Raw genomic sequence first — 21,565 nt, 5'->3', positions numbered from 1 at the left:
CAGACCAAAACCCTGTATTCTCAACGCCAATTCGACCCAATCTCAAATCCAGCCTCTCAACCGGCAAACGCCCCTGGCGCTTCTTGAAATCAGACCTGACATCAGACAGACTTGTGGCCCGCGTACATCTCTCCATGCATAGAGTGCACACAGGTACAGGAAGATTTCCAGAAAAACATACAAATATTTAATTAAAAATTATCTAAAATTGTTACTATTTTGATAATACTAAGAAATTCGCACAGAACCTAAGTCATACAGGGACGCATGAAGCCCCATTGAAAGCTTGAACGAAAGGAGAATTTCGCAAAACAGACTCTCCATTCAGAGATCGCTGAGGCCTGAAAGCCATCAGAAACGAACTCTAAAGAAAGTGTTTGGAAACGCCCCCGGAATAGAAGGAAATGATCCAAGCACAGCACCATAACGGATGCCACGCACCGAATTCACCATTAGCCATTAGTATACCGGGGAATGATCTTATTCGACTAAAGAGCATCATACACTGGCATGAGCTCACACCTGATGTTCTTACATTTATTTTTTCAGCAAGAACGTCGTCGCACCGACTCCTTGTGCAACCTATATGCTCTAGTCAAACAGGCCGTAGGGCGTTCCCGTAACTTTTCGCGGCTCAACTGCCACGGGCTGACCAACCGGCTGGTCCGCCACCGTTGCCTGATAGGGCAGTTCCGTATCGCCCATTGCGTCTTCGGTGAAGCCGACACGACGGCTACCAGTAGAAAAAGCGTCATAGGATACGACGGGACCTGACACGGCCTCCATCGGCGGAGGCGGCTGCACATCTTCGGCACGCACCAGAGGAAGTGGCTCTCCACTTTCTGACTGGGATGACGGATCCAAGGGTGCCAAGGGGTCCAACGGCGCCAAAGGATCAAGATTGGGATCCAACGGCGCCATCGGGTCGAGACTGGGAGCCAACGGCGATAAAGGATCCAAGGTTCCAGACGAATCAATCGGTGCTAATGGATCAAGATTTGGATCCAACACCTCACCGCCCGGAACACCAGTACCAGCGCCTGCGCCCAAAGATTTTTCCAGATCAACACCTTCAGGTGGCAACGGATCCAGGACACTGCGCCCTTCCCCAATTTGCGGCACATCCAGAGACGCCAGCAAAACACCACCAGTAGCCAGAATTCGATACACACTGAAAATCTCAAGAAATTCAGTCGTTACCAAATTTCCCTTGGCGATAAACAGTTCATTTTCTGCGTCCAGCAACTCCAAGAGATTGCGACCGCCAACATCAAACTGTTGCTTATAGGTTTGCCGCACCCGGTCATTCGCCTCAACCTCACGCCGTTGGGCCGCCAAGCGATCTCGCGCACTGGTCAAAGCGTTCCACGCCAGGCGCATCTCTTCTTCAGTAAGGCGGATGGCGCGGTTCAGGCGTTGTCGGGACTCCCCAATCCGGTGAACCAGTTCGTTCACCCTGTTGGAATCCCTAAAGCCCCGGAATAAATTGTAATTCACCCGTATCAAAGCGGCCGCACTGAGATCAGCCCCGCGCGTCCCGCTTTCATTTCGCGTCGCATCGGCGTTCAGTTCTAGATTCACCGTTGGCCAGAATGCGGCCTTACCGGCGCGATATTCCTGTCGTGTCGATTCCAGATCTGCCCGCGAAACCGCAATCGTGGGATTGTTTCTCAGCGCAAGCTCAACGGCATCCTCAAGCGTTGCAGGCAAAGCCCAGGTCAGGGGCACCGGCCGCACCAGTTCTGTCGGTGCCTCCCCAATCACGCGGGCATAGGTCGCGTCCGCATCCCGCAGCCGCCCCTCTGCTTCCGTCAAGGTCGCCTGTGCCGCCGCAAGACGCGATTCCGCCTGCTGAACATCCGCCGTCGTCGCAGCCCCACCGGCCGCCTTTTGCTCAACAAGCTGCAAGGTCAATTCATGGCTGCGCACATTATCTTCGGCAATTGCGGCCAACTCCCGCTGCCGCAAGGATTCCAGATAAGCCTCAATCGCATCCTGACCAATGAATTCAGATGATTCCCGGACCCGTCGGGTCGCAGAGATAACGCGCCCCTCTTGCCGGGCCACATCCGCATCGGTCGCACGACCGTCAAACAACATCTGCGTCAACGTCAAACCCGACTGATAGGTCGGCATTCCAAGACTGCCTTCATTGGTACCACGCCCAAACGCAACACCGTCGCGCGTCGCCTCGTATCCGGCAAAGCCTGTATAATCCAAAACCGGAAGGTACTGACCGCGCGCCTGGTCCAACTCATATTCCACGGCACGCTTGTTTTCGGCCACGATCCCGACATCTGGATTGGTCTGCAGCGCAGAGCGAACAGCATCCTTTAGGGACGTCGCAGACGCCGACCCCGCCCCACCAGCAACCAATGCCGCCAGCATGACACCGGTCAACAGACGCGCCCGGAGCAGACCGCCCCGCGACCTGCCCTGCCCGTCGTGATGGTGTTCACTGCCAAGAATCATGTATTCTGCCTCCACCTTGCCGAAAGCCCTGTCGCCTAGCTGGACCACAAGCACTCGACCCCAAAAGCACTGCACGCTCTTTACTTTGAAACACACAGTCTAGCGATTAAACAAAGCAAAATCCGCTACAGCTAGTACTCAATACTAGATACAATAACGGCATTCCGTTTCACATGCAATGAAACCAACGAAGATTTATCAGTATTTAACTCTGGAGACTCGCTCAGCGAGAATACAGTTCTATGTTTACCCCGACCGTTTAAAAACACCCATCCTCAAGTGTCGACATTAACTATAACTGTAACACAAAAGTAAAATTCACCCCATTTTTGTTCCAGGAATGGCCGAATCACTGGTCAATTTCCTATGAACACGCGGTCAATCTGAAATATTTGCGTGTTGTTAGGCTGTTAAAAACATTTCATACTCTGATCAAGGGTGACACACGAAGTTCATATTTAGACCTATAAATATGACTTCACCAAATGGCCTATCGCCAAATTAAAGAGCCGAACAAGCGGCCAAAGGCGGGGGCAAGAACAGGGCCAGGGGTAATAAACGGGTATGTCTCAAGCCGATGCGACACTCGTCGTGGAAGATATTCATAAGAGCTTCGGGGCAGTTGAGGTTCTGAAAGGCATCTCGCTGACAGCTCAAAAAGGAGATGTGGTCTCCATTCTGGGCTCTTCCGGATCTGGGAAGAGCACGTTCCTGAGATGCATAAACCTGTTGGAAACCCCGAATTCCGGTATCGTCTCGGTGAATGGCGAAGTGATCGAAATGCGCTCTGGCAGCAATGGACAGCCAATGCCTGTCAGCAGAAAACAGGTTGAACGCCTGCGCACACGTCTAGCCATGGTCTTCCAAAGCTTTAATTTATGGTCCCATATGACTGTGCTTCAGAATGTCATAGAAGCCCCTATCCATGTGTTGGGCCTATCAAAAGCGGAAGCCACGGAACAGGCCAAAGCGCTGTTGGATAAGGTCGGGATCCTGGAACGGATGGACTATTATCCCGCGCATTTATCGGGCGGTCAGCAGCAGCGCGCAGCGATTGCGCGCGCTTTGGCAATGAACCCGGATGTAATGCTGTTTGACGAGCCAACCTCTGCCCTGGATCCGGAACTGGTGGGGGAAGTATTGAAAGTCATGCGTGACCTTGCGGATGAGGGACGGACCATGCTGGTCGTCACCCATGAAATGAGCTTCGCACGCGACGTTTCGAATAAGGTCATGTTTCTGCATCAAGGTCGCGTCGAAGAGGAAGGCGATCCGCAGCAAATGTTCAGTGCCCCTAAGACGGAGCGCTTTAAAGGCTTCCTGGCGAATACTCGCGATTAAGCGGTGCATTATTCGCACAGGAAATGCAGGGGACCATTGGGATGGCGGTCAAATACCGTGTCCTTGATGGCCAAAACCGAATCCATTGTTCGATAACCGCGATGGATCGACAGTGGGAAACAAGGGAGTGTGTGATAATGCGTTTTGCAAAAATTGGGTCTTTGGTCCTGGCTGGGGCCTTTTCGTTTGGTTTGGGCACAGCAGCCCAGGCTGAGGATATGCGCATCGGTGTGGAAGGGGCATATCCTCCCTTTTCCGAAAAAACCGCCAGTGGTGAGTTGATCGGTTTCGACATCGACATCGCCAATGCGCTGTGTGAGGAAATGAAAGTCACTTGCACGATGGTTGAACAGGATTGGGACGGAATGATCCCAGCGCTGCAGGCGAAAAAGTTTGATGCCATCGTCGCATCCATGTCGATCACGCCGGATCGCAAGAAAGTCGTCGATTTCTCCAATAAATACTATAACACCCCTGCAAAATTTGTCGCCAAGGAAGGGATGTTTACATCTGATACGCCCGAAGCTTTGGCTGGCAAGCGGATCGGTGTACAACGTGCGACAATCCATGACGATTTCTTGACCACGAAATACACCAACTCTGAAATCGTACGATATGCGACCCAGGATGAGGTTTATCTGGACCTTACCGCCGGTCGGCTGGATGCCATTCTTGCCGACTCACTGGCAATGGAAGAAGGCTTCCTGAGCCGGGATGCAGGCAAGGGCTATGCCTTCTTTGGCGTAGACCACAATGATCCGGAATTCTTCGGTGAAGGTGCTGGTGTGACGGTTCGCAAAGGGGATGATGCCCTGCGTGAGCGCCTGAACAAAGCCATTGCCGCCATTCGTGCCGATGGCACCTATGACAAGATCATGAAGAAATACTTCAAAATTGATATCTACGGCGGCTAATGCTGCTTCCGTTTAGGGCCCCAGGCAGAATACTGCCCGGGGTCCTTTTCTGACTTCCCACCCTTTTCGGACATCGGATCAGCCCATGGAAAACATCTGGGAATACAGGGATCTGATATTTATTAAAGGCGGACTGCTGACCATCCAGGTCGGGCTAGGATCCCTGGTTATTGCCACTATATTTGGCCTGCTGGGGGCGTGGGCAAAGCTTACCACCAATTTTCTTCTGAATTGGTTGGCCATGGGATACACGACGATTATTCGTGGTATTCCCGATCTTGTATTGATGCTGATTATTTTCTTCGAAGGTCAGATCTTTCTGAATTTCGCGGGCGAATGGACGGGGCTTTGGACCTATGTAGAAATCAGCCCGTTAAGCGCCGGGATTGGCACCATCGGTTTCATCATGGGCGCCTATTATACCGAGACATTCCGCGGGGCGTTTTTGTCGATTCCGAATGGTCAGATTGAAGCCGGCATTGCCTGTGGCATGAGCCGCCCCCTGATATTCCGCCGGATCATCTGGCCGCAATTAGTGCGCTATGCCCTGCCCAGCTTCACGAACAACTGGCTGGTGCAGTTGAAAACCACCGCCCTGGTCAGCGTTATCGGCCTTCAGGACATCGTTTATAACGCCAATTCAATTGGCCGCAAATTGCGCGAACCCTTCACCTTTCTTTTTGCCGCGCTGCTGTTCTACCTGGTCCTGACGGCAGTATCGGAAATCGTGCTGCGATCCATGGAAAAGAAATATTCCGCCGGCGTTCGGCGCGTATAGGAGAGGCCCATGGATTTCACCCTGATCAGCGATAATTATGATTTCCTGCTGCTGGGCCTTATCAACACGATCTGTCTGGTATCGCTGGCCTTGCTGTTTGGCGGGATAATATCGATCCCGCTTGCCATTCTCAGTGCGGATCGACATCGCATTTTCGGTCCCATTATTTGGGGATACACTTACTTCTTCCGGGGAACGCCGCTGCTGATCCAGGCCTATCTGATCTATTACGGCATGGGGCAATTTGAATTCGTCCAGAACAGCTTCGCCTGGCCGATTTTGAGGAGCGCCTGGTGGTGCGCCTTAATCGCCTTCTCTTTGAACACAGCGGCCTATACGACAGAGATTTTCCGAGGCGCAATTGAGGCGACCCCGTTGGGAGAAGTCGAAGCTGCCAAAGCCTGTGGCATGTCGCGGTTTACCATGATGCGACGCGTCATCCTGCCCAGCGCCTTTCGTCGCGCCCTTCCCGCCTATTCAAATGAAGTGATCTTCATGCTGCATGGTTCCGTCGTCGCATCCACGATTTCCGTGATTGATATTCTGGGGGCCGGGCGCGTCATCAACGGCAAATTCTATGTGTTTCGGGAAGGTCTCTACAGCGCCGCTGTGATCTATCTGGCGCTTGTCGTTCTGATCACACAGGGGTTCAGGATTTGGGAGAAGCACTGGCATGCCCATTTGCGCGCCCGTCCGACATCCGCCCCTAAACGCGCACCACACTAGAGAGAGGGCGGTCAGGGACTCCAGACTCAAATTGTTGAGTCCCTAGCGCCATATGGTGTTGATGCGGCACATGATGCCCATAATTTGTGGTTAACGACTCTAAAACATTGATTCTGTGACATAATTATCAACTCTCTATGACTCTATTACCTAATTTTTCAGTTTTCCATCGCCTTTGAGGTGAGGGATTCCTATGATTCAGCGTCCCCAGAAGGGGAGCGTTATCTGTCGGATCCACGAGGCCTAGGAGGGGCGCGCCGATGATTTGGAATTATGTCCGTGAGCAGAAGCCACGCGCGACAAACCGCAGGCGGTATCGTCGCCACACAGTCGCCCAGATGCGGGCGGAAATCGATCAAACAAAGGCCCGAATTCAGGATATTTCTGAAGCCTCAGTTCGTGTAATCGGAGCCCCGTCCTGGTTGGTTCCGGGACAAGGCATCGCCATGCGGTTGATCTTTCCGACGCCTAAGAAAGAAATCCGCATTCCGATCTACGGGCAGGTTCTGCGCCGCAGCGAGATCGGCTTGATCGTGATTTATTCACGCCCGCTGGATCACTGGAGCATTTCATTCAAGACGCTGATCGATGCGGGACATAATCTGGTCAGCGCCTGACTCACAGCCCCTTGTTTGCCCGAACGGGAGCAACAGTGCGATCAAACACTGAAATCACCCCGGTGAGCAGGAACAGCAGTGACAAGCCATAAGGCAAGGCCGTGCTGCCCAATTCCTGCATCGCGACGCCAAAACCCATTGGACCAACGGTGCCGCCAATACCCCACATAATGGCGAACAAGGCGCTGCCTGCAGCCAGTTTCTGACCCCGATACCGTTCCCCCAGGATGGATAAGGCCAATGTATAAGGCGCGAAAGAAACGCCTCCAAACAAGGCCATTATGACCAGTCCGTGCCATTTGGTCAGATCCAGTTCCGGCACCACCAGGCCAAAGCCAACCACGATGAACAAGATGATGGTCAAAAGTCTGGTTCGGGACATCCGGTCGCTTAGATATCCCAATGGAAACTGGAACAACACGACCCCCGCTGCCATGGCTGCCATTGGCAGGGAGGCATTGCCATCCCCAACCCCCTGTGACAGCGCATAGGACGGCATCAAGCCCAGCATCACCCCATCCAGAACGCCAAACAGCCCGACCACGACCATCAGAATCACGGCTTCGTAAAAGACACGGACCAAAACGCCCTTCCGGCCCGCAGTATCTCCTTCTTCCAACAAAGGGTCACGGCGATGAAAAGGAAGAATGGGTATAAAACAGACCAGGATCACTAAACTTGCCAGGATATAGGGGGTATATCCCTGATACCCAACCGCCTTTACCGCCAAAGAACCCGCAGCAAAGCTGGACGCCATCGCCGCGACATAAATCGCGACCGTGCGGCCCCGACTGTCATCCTCTGCAACGGCATTGATCCAAGCCTCGCCCGCACAAAACAGCGCGGTAACCGCTGCCCCAAGAAAGAAACGAAGGCATAGCCACAGGGTGAAATTGTCGACCAGAGGAAACAACAGAAGACAGAAGACTGCCAGCAACGCACTGCCCGCCAACAGGGAAAATGTTCCATACGCACGGGCCAAACTGGGCACCATCAGGCCCGCGACCAGAACACCAATCCCCGTCGCCGTCGCGCTGATGCCAATCGCCGCCTCATCATAGCCTTTCGCCTCCAGGGCCAGGGCAATCACCGGATAGACGAACCCGACACAGAAAGAAAACGCGCAGATCGTGCCGATCACCGCAACCAGTTCAAAACTTTTGGAATCACTGAGTTTCATCATGCACGCGACTTATCTCAAAGCCGGGGGGCAGGCAATCGGTTATCGATCCCGGTTCGATTTTGAGTAATGATCCCGCGCCCAATTGAGATGTTCACGCATGGCACGGGCGGCCCCTTCCGAATCTTTTGCCTCAATCGCTTCAACAATCGCTATATGCTGGGCAACAACCGTCGCGTCGTCCTGAGCAGACGCAAACAATTCCGTTCGGTGATAGGTCAGCATTTCCGCCAATGTTCCCCGAACAAGGCTGAGCAGATGCCGGTACACAACACTGTCCGACGCCTTAGCCAAAGCCATGTGAAAGGCAACATCCTGCGCCGCCTTGTCAGCCCCTGGCCTGGTCATTGCGACCACAGTTTCCCGCAACATAGAAACTGTTTCCGGGGTCATCGATTCCGCGGCCCGACGCGCGGCCCAGACTTCGATTTCACAGCGCAAATCCATCAAATCCAGCATATTGCTGCGATCCAGGCGCACCAGTTCCGCCAAAGCGGGATCCGCCCCAGACGCACGGCAGACGACGCGCGTGCCGCCCCCTTGCACGGCGTCGATGAATCCCTGCGCCTTCAGCGTCTGCAACGCCGCGCGGACAGAAACGCGGCTGACCCCCAGCATTACCGATAATTTTCGTTCCGCAGGCAGGTTCGATCCGGGTTCAATATCGCCCCCTGCGATCAATTTCAGAATTTCCGCCGCCACACGGTCAGCAACAGATTCCCGGCGATCCGGAACACTCACGGCATCCGACACGATATGCTCCCTTAACCAACCGCCCCAACCAATGAATTCCTCTGAATGGGCAAGAATAGCATCGCTGTCAGGGATATACCGCTTTTTTCGAGGATCAGCGTCGGGCACGCCCTTCCGCGCGCATCAGCATCCAAATCCGCGCGACTTCATTGGTCGAGACATCCGCCAGGTCCGCCGCCCGGCGCAGGCTGGCACCGTCGCGTAACAATCCTGCGACCAACCGGAATCGGTCATCATCGGTCATGCGATAGTAGCTGCGGGTAAAGGTTTCAGGCCGACGTTGCTGGGACGGACGACGCGACGGCGTTTCTTTATCCAGCCCCCTTGCCTCGGCCTCTCGTTTCGCCTGTTCATAGCGATACCGATCGGCGCGCTCCTGCGCCTCTGTCATACGATTGCGCGCGGCTGCCCAGGCGTCGAAATCATCCCTCCGCGCCTTGCGTTCAGCGGCGCTCAGGCGGCCATCATCCCGTTCCGGATGCGATTCTTCGACCGCTTCTTCCAGGGTCATGCCGTGAATGGCGGCCATGCGCACCGCTGCCTCGCGCGCCGCCGCACGTTCGCCCTCAATCGTGGCGCGCTCCATCACGCCAACGATTTTCCGAAATCGCTCCCTATTCTTCTCATCAAAACCTTGCGCAGGCATGCTACTCACTTCCCTAAACAAACTGTATGGAGACCCATACATAATGGGGGATTCGCCCCCCGACCACCGAGCTTTTCAATCCCATCAATCCAACTATACTTCCACCCTATGCGAAGCCTCAGTAACCCTGCTGGAAATGACAATGCCCTGCTGTGTGCGGAAGACCCGCCAGCAGTAACCCTGCGCAATTCCCAAGGCACCGGCCCTGGTGTCATATTATGCGACCATGCGTCAAACGCAGTGCCGAAATCCCTTAATTTTCTGGGCCTTCCTCCCGCCACCCTGAAACGGCACATCGCCTATGACATTGGCGCCCAGGGCATGGCGGAAGTAATCTCAGACCGACTGGACATGCCAGCCGTGATTGCGGGCTATTCCCGCCTGGTGATTGACCTGAACCGCCCCGCCGACGATTTCACCAGTGTGCGGGAAATTTATGACGGTGCCGTGATACCCGGCAACCGCCGCCTTTCCGCACATGCCCTTCAGGCCCGTATCGATGATTTGTTCCATCCCTATCACGATACAATACAGCAAGCGATTGTGCAAAAGTCCAAAAGCCAGCCGCATCCGGCCATCATATCCGTTCACAGTTGCACGGATGTTTATCTGGATCAGAAGCGCCCGTGGCATATCGGTGTCTTATCCAATCGCGACCGGCGCATGGCGGAGCGGGTGCTGTTGCGCCTGGCGGCGCATCGCCCTGACCTGACAATTGGCGACAACAAACCCTATTCGGGCCTTAATCCCTATGGCTTCACGGTGGAAACGCACGCCCTGCCCCAAGGCCGCCCGAATGTCCTGTTCGAGGTACGCCAGGATATTATCGCCAGCCCTGCGGGACAGCGGGAATTTGGCGAATTGATCGCCACCGTCCTGGACGAGGTTTTGGGCGATCCAAGCCTTTTCACCCGCTATCCATCGTAATCAAAGGTGACCCATGGCGCGCTATGAACCACCCCCCTATACCGTTGGCATAGAGGAGGAATATCTACTCGTTGATCCTGCGACCGGCGAATTGGTCAGCGAACAGGAACTACAGGAAGCCATTATCGAAGAAGTGAAGGCCACCGTCTCAGAAGACGATGTTGGGATGGTGACGCCGGAATTCCTGAAGGCACAGGTGGAAGTCGGCACAGCGATCTGTCATTCCATTCAGTCGGCACGGGACCGCCTGCGCATTTTGCGAACCGCCGTCGCGGAAGCCGCTGGCAAGCGCGGTGTCGCCCCCATTGCGTCATCCACCCATCCAACTGCCCGATGGTCCCATCTGCAGCATACCGACAAAGAACGCTATGCGATGCTGGCCAATGATCTGCAGGAAGTCGCAAGGCGGCTGGTCATCAGCGGCATGCATGTTCATGTGGGCGTGGCAGATAATGAACATCGGATCGACCTGCTGGGTCAGATCGCCTATTTCCTGCCCCATCTGTTGGTGCTGACGACCTCTTCCCCGTTTTGGCAGGGCCGCAATACCGGGCTGAAATGTTATCGCCTGGCGGTATTTGATGAATTACCCCGCACCGGATTACCGGAACATTTTGACAGTTGGTCGCATTATGAAAAACACGTCAAATCCCTGGTTGCGGCAGGCGCAATCGAGGATGGATCAAAGCTGTGGTGGGACATTCGTCCCCATTTCAAATTCCCGACCCTGGAAATGCGCATCGCCGATATCTGCACGCGATTGGATGATGGGATCGCCGTGGCGGCGACGTACAGTTGCCTGATTTCCATGCTTCAGCGGTTGCGGCGCAAGAATCAGCGTTGGCGCAATTATTCCAATATGCTGATCCAGGAAAACCGTTGGCGCGCCCAGCGGTATGGGGCGGACAAGGGGCTGATTGATTTCGGTGTCACACAAACTGTGCCGTATCCAGACCTGCTGGATGAGATCCTGGAACTGATTGCCGAAGACGCGGATCGACTGGACTGCACAGAAGAAGTCGCCCATACCCGCACGATCCTGCAACGCGGCACCAGTGCGGACAATCAATTGCGTGTGTTCAATGCGGCTAAGGCCGCCGGAAAGTCAGACAGCGAGACATTCAAGGAAGTTGTCGACTGGCTGATCACAGCGACGGTGGCCGACCTCTAGCAATGACCCGCCATTGAAAATCATTATGCGCCTATCAGATTAGTGTGGTGCGCGGTTATTTGGGATCGACCAGGACGCTGTTTGCGGTGCTCCGGTTAGGAGCGTTTCGCGAAGAGATGCGGGGCATCGCAAGCGGAAGGCGACGCGGCCCGGAGCGCCGCAAACAGCGCCTTTGGTCCCATTATCGGCCCATCGGACGGCGTCGAGAGCGCTTGACGATGAACCACATCGCCTGCACGCTCTCTTCTAGCCGACAGGCCGATAAAGGGATCCTGGCGATCCCAAATAACCGCGCACCACACTAGGCATAGACCCATCATCCGACCGGGAGAATACACTCATGACGCAGCAAATCGACGACCAAACCCGTCTGGAGCTTGAAGCCGCAGCTTTTCGCAGCCTGCGCGACCATCTGCGCGAACGGACAGATGTGCAGAATATCGATCTGATGAACCTGTCGGGCTTCTGCCGCAATTGCCTGAGCCGCTGGTATAACGAAGCTGCGACGGAACGGGGTATCGATATGGACAAGGACGAAGCGCGCGAAATCGTCTATGGCATGCCCTTTGCCGAATGGAAGGCAAAATATCAATCAGAAGCCACACCGGAACAGAAGTCCGCTTTTCAGGATAGCCATAAAGGCCATTGACCAAGCGACTTTATTCGGTTTGAACATCCCGCATCGTCAGGGCTGTGCCTGCGCCCAGCAGCGCCAGAATCGACAGAACCGCAATTCCAAATTCCAGCCCCAGCGCCAGGGTCAGGCCGGAAAAAACGCCAAGGATCAGCAACAGCACGCCAATGATGCTGTTGCTGAGCGCGACATATTCCGCCTTTTTGTCTTTCCCTGCCATATCCACGATATGGGTTTTGCGCCCAATGCGGACGCCGGAATGGGAAACCCCCAGCAAGAAGACCAGACCAGCGTATAAATAAACCGTTCCGGCCACAGCCGGTGCCAGATACAGGATCACCAAAGTAACCCCTCCCAACAGCCCGGCCCCACCGGCCGCATAGGCCATAGTGCGACGGCTGGAGATATCTGAGAACCAGCCCCAAATACTGGAACTGAGCGCGCCCGCCAGGCCTGTTGCCAGCATCAGCCAACCCAGGCTGGACAATTCCGTTCCTGATTCCCGCTGCGCCAGGGCGACGAATAAGGGGCCCATCAGGGCCGTTGAGATCATAAAGGTACGCGCCAACAGAAAACGCTGTAGGTCCCGGTCTGACATCAGGGTTCGCAGCTGATCGCGAAACACATCCTGTAAAGTCTGGCCCCCTTCTGTCGCGCCTTCATGTTCGTGCAGTTGTGCGTAGCTGCCCGCTGCCAAAAGCCAGGTAACACTGGCCCCAAACAGCAAAACATACAGCATCCAATCGGGTCGAATTTCGGTGGGAGCAAATGCAAGATAGAACCCAACCAGACTGGCAGTCACGCCAGACACTGTTGCAGCATAGCCGCTGACGCGACCCCGTCGTGTCTTGGATACCGTCTTCCCCAGAACATCCTTAGCGGCAATGGAGGCAACGCCGCGCGCCAAACTGAACAGGACCAACAAGGCGACAATTGCCCACCCGGCCGCGTGTCCCTGCAAGCCTGAAAGACCCACCAACGCCATGCCAGCAATACAGACGCCTTCTACCAGACTGCTGATGGACCAGAAATGTTTGCGAATGGAAAACCGGCGCAACACGCCGCCGACCAGAATTTGCGGCAACAGCGCCAGGGATTCCCGGATCGGCACCAAAAATCCGATCAGATAGACCGGTGCCCCTACGGCCCCGATCAGCCAGGGTAACACAACCTTTGCATCGGCCAGCGCATCCCCTGTCTTGCTGAGCGCCTGTGATACGATCTGCAACAGGAAATTGATCGGCTGATCATTACACTGACTGTCTGGAATATCCTTACAGAATCGCGCGCCATCCTCTCCGGTGGCCAGGGTGTACAGCCGCGTGGCAATTGGCGTGTCGGACATCGAATTTCCTTGAAAGACAAGATCGGTGACTAAGGATATAGCAGATCGACCAAAAAAAAGTGCGGAGCTTTCGCCCCGCACCTGATCTTAATCCTGTTTTAGTGTTTAGGCAGAAGGATCCCAGCCGCTGATGGCTTTCACTTCCAGGAATTCCAACATACCCCAGACGCCGCCTTCACGACCGTTACCGGACTGTTTGTAGCCGCCAAACGGGCTGCCTGCCGGACGGGAGGCCCCGTTCATGATCACCATGCCAGCACGCAATTGGCGGGCAACCTTCTGCGCCCGGGCCTGATTGCCAGACTGAACATACGATGTCAGACCATAGGCCGTATCATTGGCGATGCGGATGGCTTCTTCCTCATCATCAAAGGGCAGCATGGACAGAACCGGACCAAAAATCTCTTCCCGCGCGATGGTCATTTCATTGTTTACATCAGCAAACACTGTCGGGCGCACATAATAGCCCCGATTGACGCCTTCCGGACGACCAACGCCCCCTGCGACCAAACGGGCCCCTTCATCTATACCAGCCTGGATCAGGCCTTGAATCTTTTCAAACTGCGCCGCGCTGACGACGGGGCCGATGTGGCGCCCTTCTTCAGTCGGATCGCCAACCTGTGTTTTCGCTGCCGTGGCCGCAGCAATCTCTACGGCTTGATCATAGACAGAGCGTTCGACCAACATACGTGAGGGCGCGTTACAGGACTGACCGGAGTTATAGAACATGCCGATCGAACCACCCTTCACAGCCTTTTCAACATCCGCATCCGCGAAAATGATATTCGGGCCCTTGCCGCCCAATTCCAGCGAAACCCGCTTGATCGTATCAGCAGCCGCCTTCGTGACCGCAATTCCGGCACGCGCAGATCCCGTCAGGGACATGATATCGATATCGGGGTGCACGCTCATCGCGTTACCAACCGTCGGTCCATCACCATTAACCAGATTGAAAACGCCTTTCGGGAAACCGGCTTCATCCATGAATTCAGCAAACAGCATGGAAGACAAGGGCGCGATTTCGGAAGGTTTGAGCACCATCGTGCAACCAGCCGCCAACGCCGCGCCTACCTTCAACGCAACCTGATTCATGGGCCAGTTCCATGGTGTAATCAGACCGGCAACGCCAATCGGCTCATGCACGATCCTTTCCTGGGGGTTTGCCTCATTCAGGGCATGTTCCCATGTGAAATTCTTCATGACATCGATAAAGGCGCGCAGATGACCGATACCCGCAGCGGCCTGGGCGCTGTTGGCCATAGAGATTGGCGCACCCATTTCTTTTGAAATCGCCTCAGCCATTTCACCGGACCGGCTCTTATAGACTTCAACCAGCTTTTCCATCAGCGCCATGCGTTCCTGGGGTGCCGTATAGCCCCAGGTCGCAAACGCAGCCTTAGCCGCAGCGACTGCCTTGTCCACGTCTGTGGCACTGCCCAGCGCAATTTGTGCACAGGGCTCTTCGGTGGCGGGATTGATGACATCAAACGGCTTCGCATCATTGGGCGAGACCCACGCGCCATCAATATAGAACTTCATCAGATTTGACATGCTGTATCTCCTACAGAGGTAAGGTTTGAGTTGATCGGGGGCGACACTATCAAATGCATCCGCCTTGGAAAGCCTCTTGTTTCCTCAACACCCTTGCCTTGCAGGCACGGGTTATTGCTAGGGCTTAAAGAAGACCAGCGCCGCGCCTCCGGCGATCAGCGCAAACCCCAGCAATTGGCTGGGGGCCATGGGTTCCTTCAAGTACAAAAAGCTGAAAACGACGAATACGCATAATGTCACGACTTCCTGGATGGTTTTCAACTGGGCGGCGGAATAAACCGTGTGACCAATTCGATTGGCCGGGACCGCAAAGCAATATTCAAACAGCGCGATTCCCCAACTGATCACTATCACCAAGATCAGAGGCGCCGCCTTGAATTTCAAGTGACCATACCATGCAAATGTCATGAAAATATTCGAAATGCCCAAAAGAACTGGGACTGCAATATAGGGAAGTAATCCGGTCATGGCATTACATCTTTCTCGCTGAATGCAGGATGGTGACAACATCAAAGCGAGTTAAGCCCCTGTTTGGCAACACTCTATTTTCAGACTGCCTGATGCCAAACCTACCCTCTTATCTGCAATTTCAGAATGATTGTTCCAAAAAATTTCACCATCGGTATGAATTTTTTAAAGGCCATATAAAATGTCACATTTCCCGATTAACATTTTCTTTACGCAAACCTGTCAGTATCCAAACAGTGATACCTTTGGATGAATAGGATCAGGCACAGCAGGAGCCGACGGGCATGGGTAAGGTGGACCGTGATGCCGCAGAATTACTTCGCGACCGGGGCGTCGCAGCAATCGCATTTGCGCAAGCCAGAGCCTTGGAATGCTTGTATTATTGCGACGAGCCGGGTCAGGCCTATTGGTGCGCAATAAGAAGTCGTCTTGCTGCCAACCGATCCTACCCTAACAATTGTCATGCATATCATACCTGACCCTGACAGCATCCAATCTCCGTCATACTTGACCGCCGCGTCGCGGTAGGTATTGTGCCGCTATTCCACGGCCTAGGTCGTGCTGTCTTACTATCCCAAAATATACAGGGGGCCCGGGCCATGGCACATGAAGCATTGCAAGCAACAATCGATACCGCCTTTGACAACCGCGATCAGATCACAACCTCCACCGGGGGCGAGATACGCGATGCTGTTGAAGAAGCATTGAACCTGCTGGACAGCGGACAAGCGCGTGTTGCGGAAAAAGGTGCTGAAGGCTGGACCGTCAATCAATGGCTGAAGAAGGCCGTTCTGCTGAGCTTCCGGCTGAATGACATGACGACAATTGCGGGCGGCCCTGGCGGCAACGCACCTTGGTGGGATAAGGTTCCTTCAAAATTTGAAGGCTGGGGCGAAACGGAATTCCGCGCCGCTGGCTTCCGCGCCGTGCCAAACTGCACCGTGCGCCGGTCGGCCTATATTGCCCCCAATGTCGTGCTGATGCCCAGCTTTGTTAATCTGGGGGCCTATGTCGATAGCGGCGCGATGATTGACACCTGGGCGACCGTTGGGTCCTGTGCCCAGATTGGCAAGAATGTTCACTTGTCTGGCGGTGCTGGCATTGGCGGGGTTCTGGAACCGCTGCAGGCCGGCCCTGTGATCATTGAAGACCATTGCTTCATCGGAGCACGCTCCGAAGTCGTCGAAGGCGTGATTGTTGAAGAAGGCTCCGTCCTGTCCATGGGTGTTTTCATCGGCGCATCCACCAAGATTATCGACCGCACAACGGGCGAAATCTTTATGGGTCGCGTCCCGGCCTTTTCCGTGGTTGTTCCAGGCAGCCTGCCCGGCAAGCCCCTGCCCGATGGCAGCCCCGGCCCGTCGCTTTATTGCGCTGTCATCATCAAGCGCGTGGATGAACGCACCCGGTCCAAAACCTCCATCAATGAATTGCTGCGGACCTAATCACTCATGACTGTTACTGCCCTTGATCCCGTTGCCATGACCCAGGACCTGATCCGCTGTCCCAGTGTGACACCCGCGGATGAGGGGGCTTTGGACCTGCTGCAGCGTGTTTTGGAAGGGCTCGGTTTTGCCTGTACACGTTTGCCGTTTGAAGAAGATGGCACCGATCCAGTAGACAATCTCTATGCCCGTCTGGGCACGGAATCGCCTAATCTGTGTTTCGCTGGCCACACCGATGTGGTGCCGGTCGGCAGTGCCGATCAATGGACCGTCGATCCTTTCGCTGCTGAAATCAAGGATGGCATGCTGGTCGGGCGCGGTGCGTCGGATATGAAAGGCGCAATCGCCGCCTGGGTCGCCGCTGTGTCTCAAAGACTGTCACAGGTCGGCCCTGTTCCGGGGTCGATCAGCCTGTTGATCACCGGGGACGAAGAAGGCCCGTCGATCAACGGGACCCAGAAAATGCTGCCCGCCCTGGCTGCCCGCGGGGAAGTCATCGACCATTGCATCACCGGCGAGCCGACCAACCCAACGGATCTGGGCACGATGATGAAGATCGGTCGCCGAGGCAGCCTGAATGGCTATATCACGGTAGAGGGCGTTCAGGGTCATACCGGTTATCCTCATCTGGCTGACAATGCAGCCCATCGCCTGGCCTTGATGATGGCTGCCCTGGTGAACTGGAAGATTGATGATGGGTCCGATCATTTTGAACCCTCCGTCCTGTCGATCACCCAGGCCCTGGTGGATAATGCGGCTACCAATGTGATCCCGGCCAAGGCAACCGCGCGGTTCAACATACGCTTCAATGATCTGCACAGCGGGGCCAGCCTGACCAAAGATCTGCAAAACCTGCTGACGGACGCTGCCGGTGAAGGGGCGAAGTTCAAACTGGATGTTATCATTTCCGGCGAAAGCTTCCTGACACCGCCGGGTCTATTGTCGGATCTGCTCAGCGAGGCGTGCGAATCCGTCACGGGTCATAAGCCGGACCTCAGCACCACTGGGGGCACATCGGATTCTCGCTTCATTAAGGATTACTGCCCTGTTGTTGACTTTGGCCTTGTTGGACAAACCATGCATCAGGTGGACGAACGTGTCGCCGTTTCCGACATCGCAGCCCTCTCTGAGATTTATGCCAGGGTCATAGATCGTTACTTCGCTCAAGGTGCAGCATGAAGCCGATCAGCCTTGCCGAAATGGCAGGGCGATTGGCAGCCGGCGCACAGGTTTTCATTGCCCGTAAGCCTGCCCTGTGGACCTTCGGCGATACACGCGATGATTTCCTGAAAAGCTTCTGGTGCGCAGCGCTGCTGTTTCCCTTCTTTCTGTGGGCAATCTATTCTGTCGAGAGCGCGCGCTATGGTGACGCCCAGTTTTTCATCCGCCTTATCAGCCATACGATTTACTACATCATCGCCTGGACCTATTGGCCGCTGATCATGGCCGCCGTATCCCAAAACACCGCCCATCCGGAAAACTGGATACGCTATGTCGTGGCGGTGAATTGGATGATGGCGGCCCCGATCCTGCTGCAATGGATCATTATCCTAACCCTGGCCGACGATGATCCTGTTATGGCGAATGGGCTGCTGACCGGTCTTCGACTGTGGGCCTTGTTGGTGCATGGCTGGATTTTACAAACCCTGTTCAAAACCAAACTGGGCTTGACCATCGGTCTGGTCATTGCCGACTTCCTGATCAATCAGGTACTCAGCAAAATTGAGGATTTCATCATCCTCAGCCACGGCTAAGTGTCGTAAGATACCCGTGTCAGATACAGGCCCTGTGGTGGCGCGGTTGGGCCTGCCACCGCGCGGTCTTTGGCGTTTAGGATGTCGCTGACATCATCAGGGGTCCATTTGCCGCGACCGACCCTTTCCAGGGTTCCTGCGAAATTTCGAATTTGGTGGTGCAGGAAACTGCGCGCCTCTGCAACGATATGGATTTCCTCCCCAACACGGGAAACATCCAGCCTATCCAGCGTTTTGATCGGGCTGGCCGCCTGGCACTCTGCAGCGCGGAAGCTAGTAAAATCATGCAGACCTACCAGCCGCTGGGCAGCCGCGTGCATCGCATCCACATCCAGATCGCGGGGCACCGGCCAGACGCGACCGATATCCAGCGCGGCGGGCGCGCGGCGGTTTAGTATACGATACAAATAGGCGCGCCCCGTCGCGGAAAACCGCGCGTGAAAATCCTCTGTCACCGGCTCAACATGGGTGACGGCAATAGGGTTGGGCTTCAAATGTTGGTTGATTGCATCCCGTACTGTCCGCGCCGTGGTCTGTCGCGCAATATCGACATGGGCGACCTGAGCCAGGGCATGGACGCCGGTATCAGTGCGCCCTGCCCCCTGAACACCTGCTTCCTCACCACAAAAGGCGAACACCGCAGCCTCCAGGGCAGCCTGAATGGTCGGACCGTTTGGTTGCCGTTGCCAGCCCACAAACGGCCCGCCATTGTATTCGATTGTCAGCTTCCAGCGTTGCATCCCTGCGATTTACTGGATTGCGGGGATTAAGGAAAGCATGACAGGCACATCAGCGGTCTGACGGCTTACTGTTTCATCTTGCTGTGGTCCATTTCGCCCATCATGGCGCCTGGGGCCATTACCGGCACATCGACTTCAACCTTGCCTGCCTTTTCGAAAACCAAAGTCAGCGGCAATGTTTCCCCTTCAACCAACGGCGCCTTTAGGCCCATCAGCATCACATGATTGCCACCCGGTTCCAGTTGAATTGTACCACCGGCTGGAATTTCTATTCCGCCTTCTACTTCTTTCATGCTCATCACACCATTCGTCATCTCGGTCATATGGATCTGAACCATCCCGGCGGCATCCCCTTCTACCCCGATCAACCGATCAGGGGATTTACCGGTATTGGTGATGGTGACATAGGCCGCCCCGGATTTTGCAGCCGGAGACGCACTGGCCCGGGCAAAGGAGCTTTCAACATGGATCGGTCCACTATGCGCCTGCACAGGGGCATTGAATGCAAACAGAATGGCCGCAAGCAGGGTTAAGACCGCGCCATGGCGGATCGTCGTTACAGTCTTTATCATGTGATTGTACCTTCTTTGAACGCTGAATGAATAAGCTTAAGGAGCATTCAGGTCTTAAGAGGGGGGGCCCTGACTGGTGGTCGATGCGCCCTATAGGCAGCGATAAACCCGTTATCTACAGAGTCCCATGACACGCGGTACGCAGCGATCTGCACAGACCCCAGGGCGGTCGGAGGGATCGCCAGGACAGGGGCGACACAACACCCGCCTGGCATGGCGCATGTGTGCCAGGGAACAACCGGTTGGTCATCAGGATCGGTCTGAGGGGCCCCGCCTAGACATTGAAAGACGATCTGAGTATCAGAATGACCATCAGACAGGCCCGCTGCGATCGCGGTTCCAAGCGGCAATGTAAACTGAATCAGAAGCGCAAAAAGCGCCAGACATCGGGCAATGCTGCCAAGGGATCGATATCCGCGCCAATGCTGCACCCTAAGGACTCCCCACCCGTCTATACCATGCCAATCAAATCGAGATCGAATGGTGTCGACTGATACATATCATTGATCCAGTTTCCGATAAACAAATGCGCATGACTGCGCCAGATGTTTGCCGGATCCCGGCCTGGATCATTCTGTGGGAAATAATAGCGCGGAGGATCAATTTTCAAACCTTCATCAATATCGCGCTGATATTCATCCCTCAGGGTCCAGGCATCATATTCCAGATGATTGAGCATGTAGATGTGACGGTGGGCCGCATCGTTGATCACGCACAATCCGGCCTCTTCCGACTCAATCAGAACCTCCAGACCTGGCACTTTTGTTATATCTTCAAGCCGCGTTTCTGTATGGCGAGACACCGGAATGGACAATTCATCGGAAAACCCGCGCAACAGGCTGGATGTGCGGTTGACCACACGATGCGGGAAGACACCAAACATTTTCGATGGCAGTTCATGTTTGGGAATGCCATGCAGATGATACATCGCTGCCTGCGCCCCCCAACAGATATCCAGGCTGGAATGCACATTCGATTGCGTCCAATCCAGGATCTGTTCCAATTCGGCCCAGTATTTCACCTGATCGAAGGGCAGTGTTTCCACCGGCGCACCCGTGATGATAAAGCCGTCGAATTTTTCTTCACGGACTTCTTCCCAGGCGCGGTAAAAGGTCGACAGGTGATGGGCCGACACATTCGATGGCACATAGCTGCCGGTCGTCACCAGGGTCAATTCAATCTGCAGCGGTGTTGCCCCGATCAGGCGCGCCAATTGGGTTTCTGTCTTCTGTTTCTGTGGCATCAGGTTCAACAGGCCAATCTTCATCGGGCGAATATCCTGACGAATCGCATTCGCTTCAGACATCACATTCATACCTTCGCGCTCAAGCTCCAGGCGGGCAGGAAGATTATCCGGGATTTTAATTGGCATAACAGATCGCTCTCATTCACTTAAACAGACAGACATAATTTTCCCAGTGGGAGGCGGAGTATTAAACCCCACCGACCGGAATTTCCACAAAAAAGTCGTAAATTAAATCAACCCCGCGAAGTCGATGACGGTTTAGACAAAGACTCTTTTATTTTGATT

The 21,565-nt window shown here is 54.8% G+C and carries 21 protein-coding genes; 11 read left to right on the top strand and 10 right to left on the bottom strand.

Going from position 1 to position 21,565, the window contains the following annotated elements:
• Positions 1–591 precede the first annotated feature (591 nt).
• Positions 592–2,472, bottom strand: a complete 1,881-nt coding sequence (locus ACOSDR_RS01820; RefSeq protein WP_420723118.1) for a TolC family outer membrane protein — start codon at positions 2,470–2,472, stop codon at positions 592–594.
• A 564-nt stretch (positions 2,473–3,036) separates the two neighbouring features.
• Here ACOSDR_RS01820 and ACOSDR_RS01815 point away from each other — a divergent pair.
• The 5 genes from ACOSDR_RS01815 to ACOSDR_RS01795 all read left to right on the top strand — a co-directional run bounded on the left by ACOSDR_RS01815 (position 3,037) and on the right by ACOSDR_RS01795 (position 6,848).
• Entirely contained in the window at positions 3,037–3,813 is a 777-nt protein-coding gene (locus ACOSDR_RS01815) for an ABC transporter ATP-binding protein (protein WP_420723117.1), read from the top strand.
• Positions 3,814–3,965: 152 nt separating this feature from the next.
• Positions 3,966–4,727: an ABC transporter substrate-binding protein gene (locus ACOSDR_RS01810; protein WP_420723130.1), complete on the top strand. Its 762-nt coding sequence runs from the start codon at positions 3,966–3,968 to the stop codon at positions 4,725–4,727.
• An 85-nt stretch (positions 4,728–4,812) separates the two neighbouring features.
• Positions 4,813–5,505 (top strand): ABC transporter permease, encoded by a 693-nt coding sequence (locus ACOSDR_RS01805; RefSeq protein WP_420723116.1) that lies wholly within the window; start codon positions 4,813–4,815, stop codon positions 5,503–5,505.
• Positions 5,506–5,514: 9 nt separating this feature from the next.
• Complete coding sequence (locus ACOSDR_RS01800) at positions 5,515–6,231, top strand: ABC transporter permease (RefSeq protein ID WP_420723115.1); 717 nt, start codon at positions 5,515–5,517, stop codon at positions 6,229–6,231.
• Positions 6,232–6,491: 260 nt separating this feature from the next.
• Positions 6,492–6,848 (top strand): hypothetical protein, encoded by a 357-nt coding sequence (locus ACOSDR_RS01795; protein ID WP_420723114.1) that lies wholly within the window; start codon positions 6,492–6,494, stop codon positions 6,846–6,848.
• Between the two features lies 1 nt (position 6,849).
• On the opposite strand, the gene ACOSDR_RS01790 is transcribed toward ACOSDR_RS01795, so the two are convergent.
• From ACOSDR_RS01790 to ACOSDR_RS01780, 3 genes are all read right to left on the bottom strand, one after another.
• The gene (locus ACOSDR_RS01790; protein WP_420730223.1) at positions 6,850–8,031 is read right to left on the bottom strand and encodes an MFS transporter; all 1,182 of its coding nucleotides are present in this window, start codon (positions 8,029–8,031) and stop codon (positions 6,850–6,852) included.
• 39 nt (positions 8,032–8,070) lie between these two features.
• Positions 8,071–8,781 carry a FadR/GntR family transcriptional regulator gene (locus ACOSDR_RS01785; protein ID WP_420730222.1) on the bottom strand — a complete coding sequence of 237 codons (711 nt, stop codon included), beginning with the start codon at positions 8,779–8,781 and terminating at the stop codon, positions 8,071–8,073.
• Between the two features lie 94 nt (positions 8,782–8,875).
• Positions 8,876–9,427 (bottom strand): hypothetical protein, encoded by a 552-nt coding sequence (locus ACOSDR_RS01780; RefSeq protein ID WP_420723111.1) that lies wholly within the window; start codon positions 9,425–9,427, stop codon positions 8,876–8,878.
• Positions 9,428–9,535: 108 nt separating this feature from the next.
• Here ACOSDR_RS01780 and ACOSDR_RS01775 point away from each other — a divergent pair, with 108 nt between their 5' ends.
• From ACOSDR_RS01775 to ACOSDR_RS01765, 3 genes are all read left to right on the top strand, one after another.
• Positions 9,536–10,354: an N-formylglutamate amidohydrolase gene (locus ACOSDR_RS01775; RefSeq protein WP_420730221.1), complete on the top strand. Its 819-nt coding sequence runs from the start codon at positions 9,536–9,538 to the stop codon at positions 10,352–10,354.
• Positions 10,355–10,367: 13 nt separating this feature from the next.
• Positions 10,368–11,525, top strand: a complete 1,158-nt coding sequence (locus ACOSDR_RS01770) for a carboxylate-amine ligase (RefSeq protein ID WP_420730220.1) — start codon at positions 10,368–10,370, stop codon at positions 11,523–11,525.
• 352 nt (positions 11,526–11,877) lie between these two features.
• Positions 11,878–12,174 carry a DUF1244 domain-containing protein gene (locus tag ACOSDR_RS01765; RefSeq protein WP_420730480.1) on the top strand — a complete coding sequence of 99 codons (297 nt, stop codon included), beginning with the start codon at positions 11,878–11,880 and terminating at the stop codon, positions 12,172–12,174.
• Between the two features lie 10 nt (positions 12,175–12,184).
• Here ACOSDR_RS01765 and ACOSDR_RS01760 read toward each other — a convergent pair whose 3' ends face one another.
• From ACOSDR_RS01760 to ACOSDR_RS01750, 3 genes are all read right to left on the bottom strand, one after another.
• On the bottom strand, positions 12,185–13,504 hold the full coding sequence (locus ACOSDR_RS01760; RefSeq protein ID WP_420730219.1) for an MFS transporter: 1,320 nt from the start codon (positions 13,502–13,504) through the stop codon (positions 12,185–12,187).
• Positions 13,505–13,609: 105 nt separating this feature from the next.
• A complete protein-coding gene (locus ACOSDR_RS01755; RefSeq protein ID WP_420730218.1) occupies positions 13,610–15,055 on the bottom strand; it encodes an aldehyde dehydrogenase family protein in 1,446 nt (481 codons plus the stop codon).
• Between the two features lie 117 nt (positions 15,056–15,172).
• On the bottom strand, positions 15,173–15,523 hold the full coding sequence (locus ACOSDR_RS01750; RefSeq protein WP_420730217.1) for a DMT family protein: 351 nt from the start codon (positions 15,521–15,523) through the stop codon (positions 15,173–15,175).
• A 599-nt stretch (positions 15,524–16,122) separates the two neighbouring features.
• Between ACOSDR_RS01750 and dapD the strand changes: the two genes are divergently transcribed.
• Genes dapD through ACOSDR_RS01735 form a run of 3 tightly spaced genes read left to right on the top strand, consistent with a single transcriptional unit; the run spans position 16,123 to position 18,722 of the window.
• Positions 16,123–16,968: a 2,3,4,5-tetrahydropyridine-2,6-dicarboxylate N-succinyltransferase gene (gene dapD / locus ACOSDR_RS01745; protein WP_420723105.1), complete on the top strand. Its 846-nt coding sequence runs from the start codon at positions 16,123–16,125 to the stop codon at positions 16,966–16,968.
• Positions 16,969–16,974: 6 nt separating this feature from the next.
• Positions 16,975–18,147, top strand: coding sequence for a succinyl-diaminopimelate desuccinylase (dapE, locus tag ACOSDR_RS01740; protein WP_420730215.1), 1,173 nt, complete (start codon positions 16,975–16,977; stop codon positions 18,145–18,147).
• Positions 18,144–18,722 carry a hypothetical protein gene (locus ACOSDR_RS01735; RefSeq protein ID WP_420730214.1) on the top strand — a complete coding sequence of 193 codons (579 nt, stop codon included), beginning with the start codon at positions 18,144–18,146 and terminating at the stop codon, positions 18,720–18,722. The genes dapE and ACOSDR_RS01735 overlap by 4 nt, the downstream gene beginning before the upstream one ends.
• Here ACOSDR_RS01735 and truA read toward each other — a convergent pair.
• The 3 genes from truA to ACOSDR_RS01720 all read right to left on the bottom strand — a co-directional run bounded on the left by truA (position 18,719) and on the right by ACOSDR_RS01720 (position 21,406).
• A complete protein-coding gene (truA, locus tag ACOSDR_RS01730; RefSeq protein WP_420730213.1) occupies positions 18,719–19,462 on the bottom strand; it encodes a tRNA pseudouridine(38-40) synthase TruA in 744 nt (247 codons plus the stop codon). The two genes, ACOSDR_RS01735 and truA, sit on opposite strands and share 4 nt — an antisense overlap.
• 65 nt (positions 19,463–19,527) lie before the next feature.
• Positions 19,528–20,034: a copper chaperone PCu(A)C gene (locus tag ACOSDR_RS01725; RefSeq protein WP_420723101.1), complete on the bottom strand. Its 507-nt coding sequence runs from the start codon at positions 20,032–20,034 to the stop codon at positions 19,528–19,530.
• 451 nt (positions 20,035–20,485) lie between these two features.
• Entirely contained in the window at positions 20,486–21,406 is a 921-nt protein-coding gene (locus ACOSDR_RS01720; protein ID WP_420723100.1) for a homoserine O-succinyltransferase, read from the bottom strand.
• Positions 21,407–21,565 lie beyond the last annotated feature (159 nt).

Origin of the sequence: Hwanghaeella sp. 1Z406, from assembly GCF_048892425.1 — a bacterium.
Lineage (GTDB): Bacteria > Pseudomonadota > Alphaproteobacteria > UBA8366 > Aestuariispiraceae > Pacificispira.
This window is presented reverse-complemented; position numbering and strand designations above follow the sequence as displayed.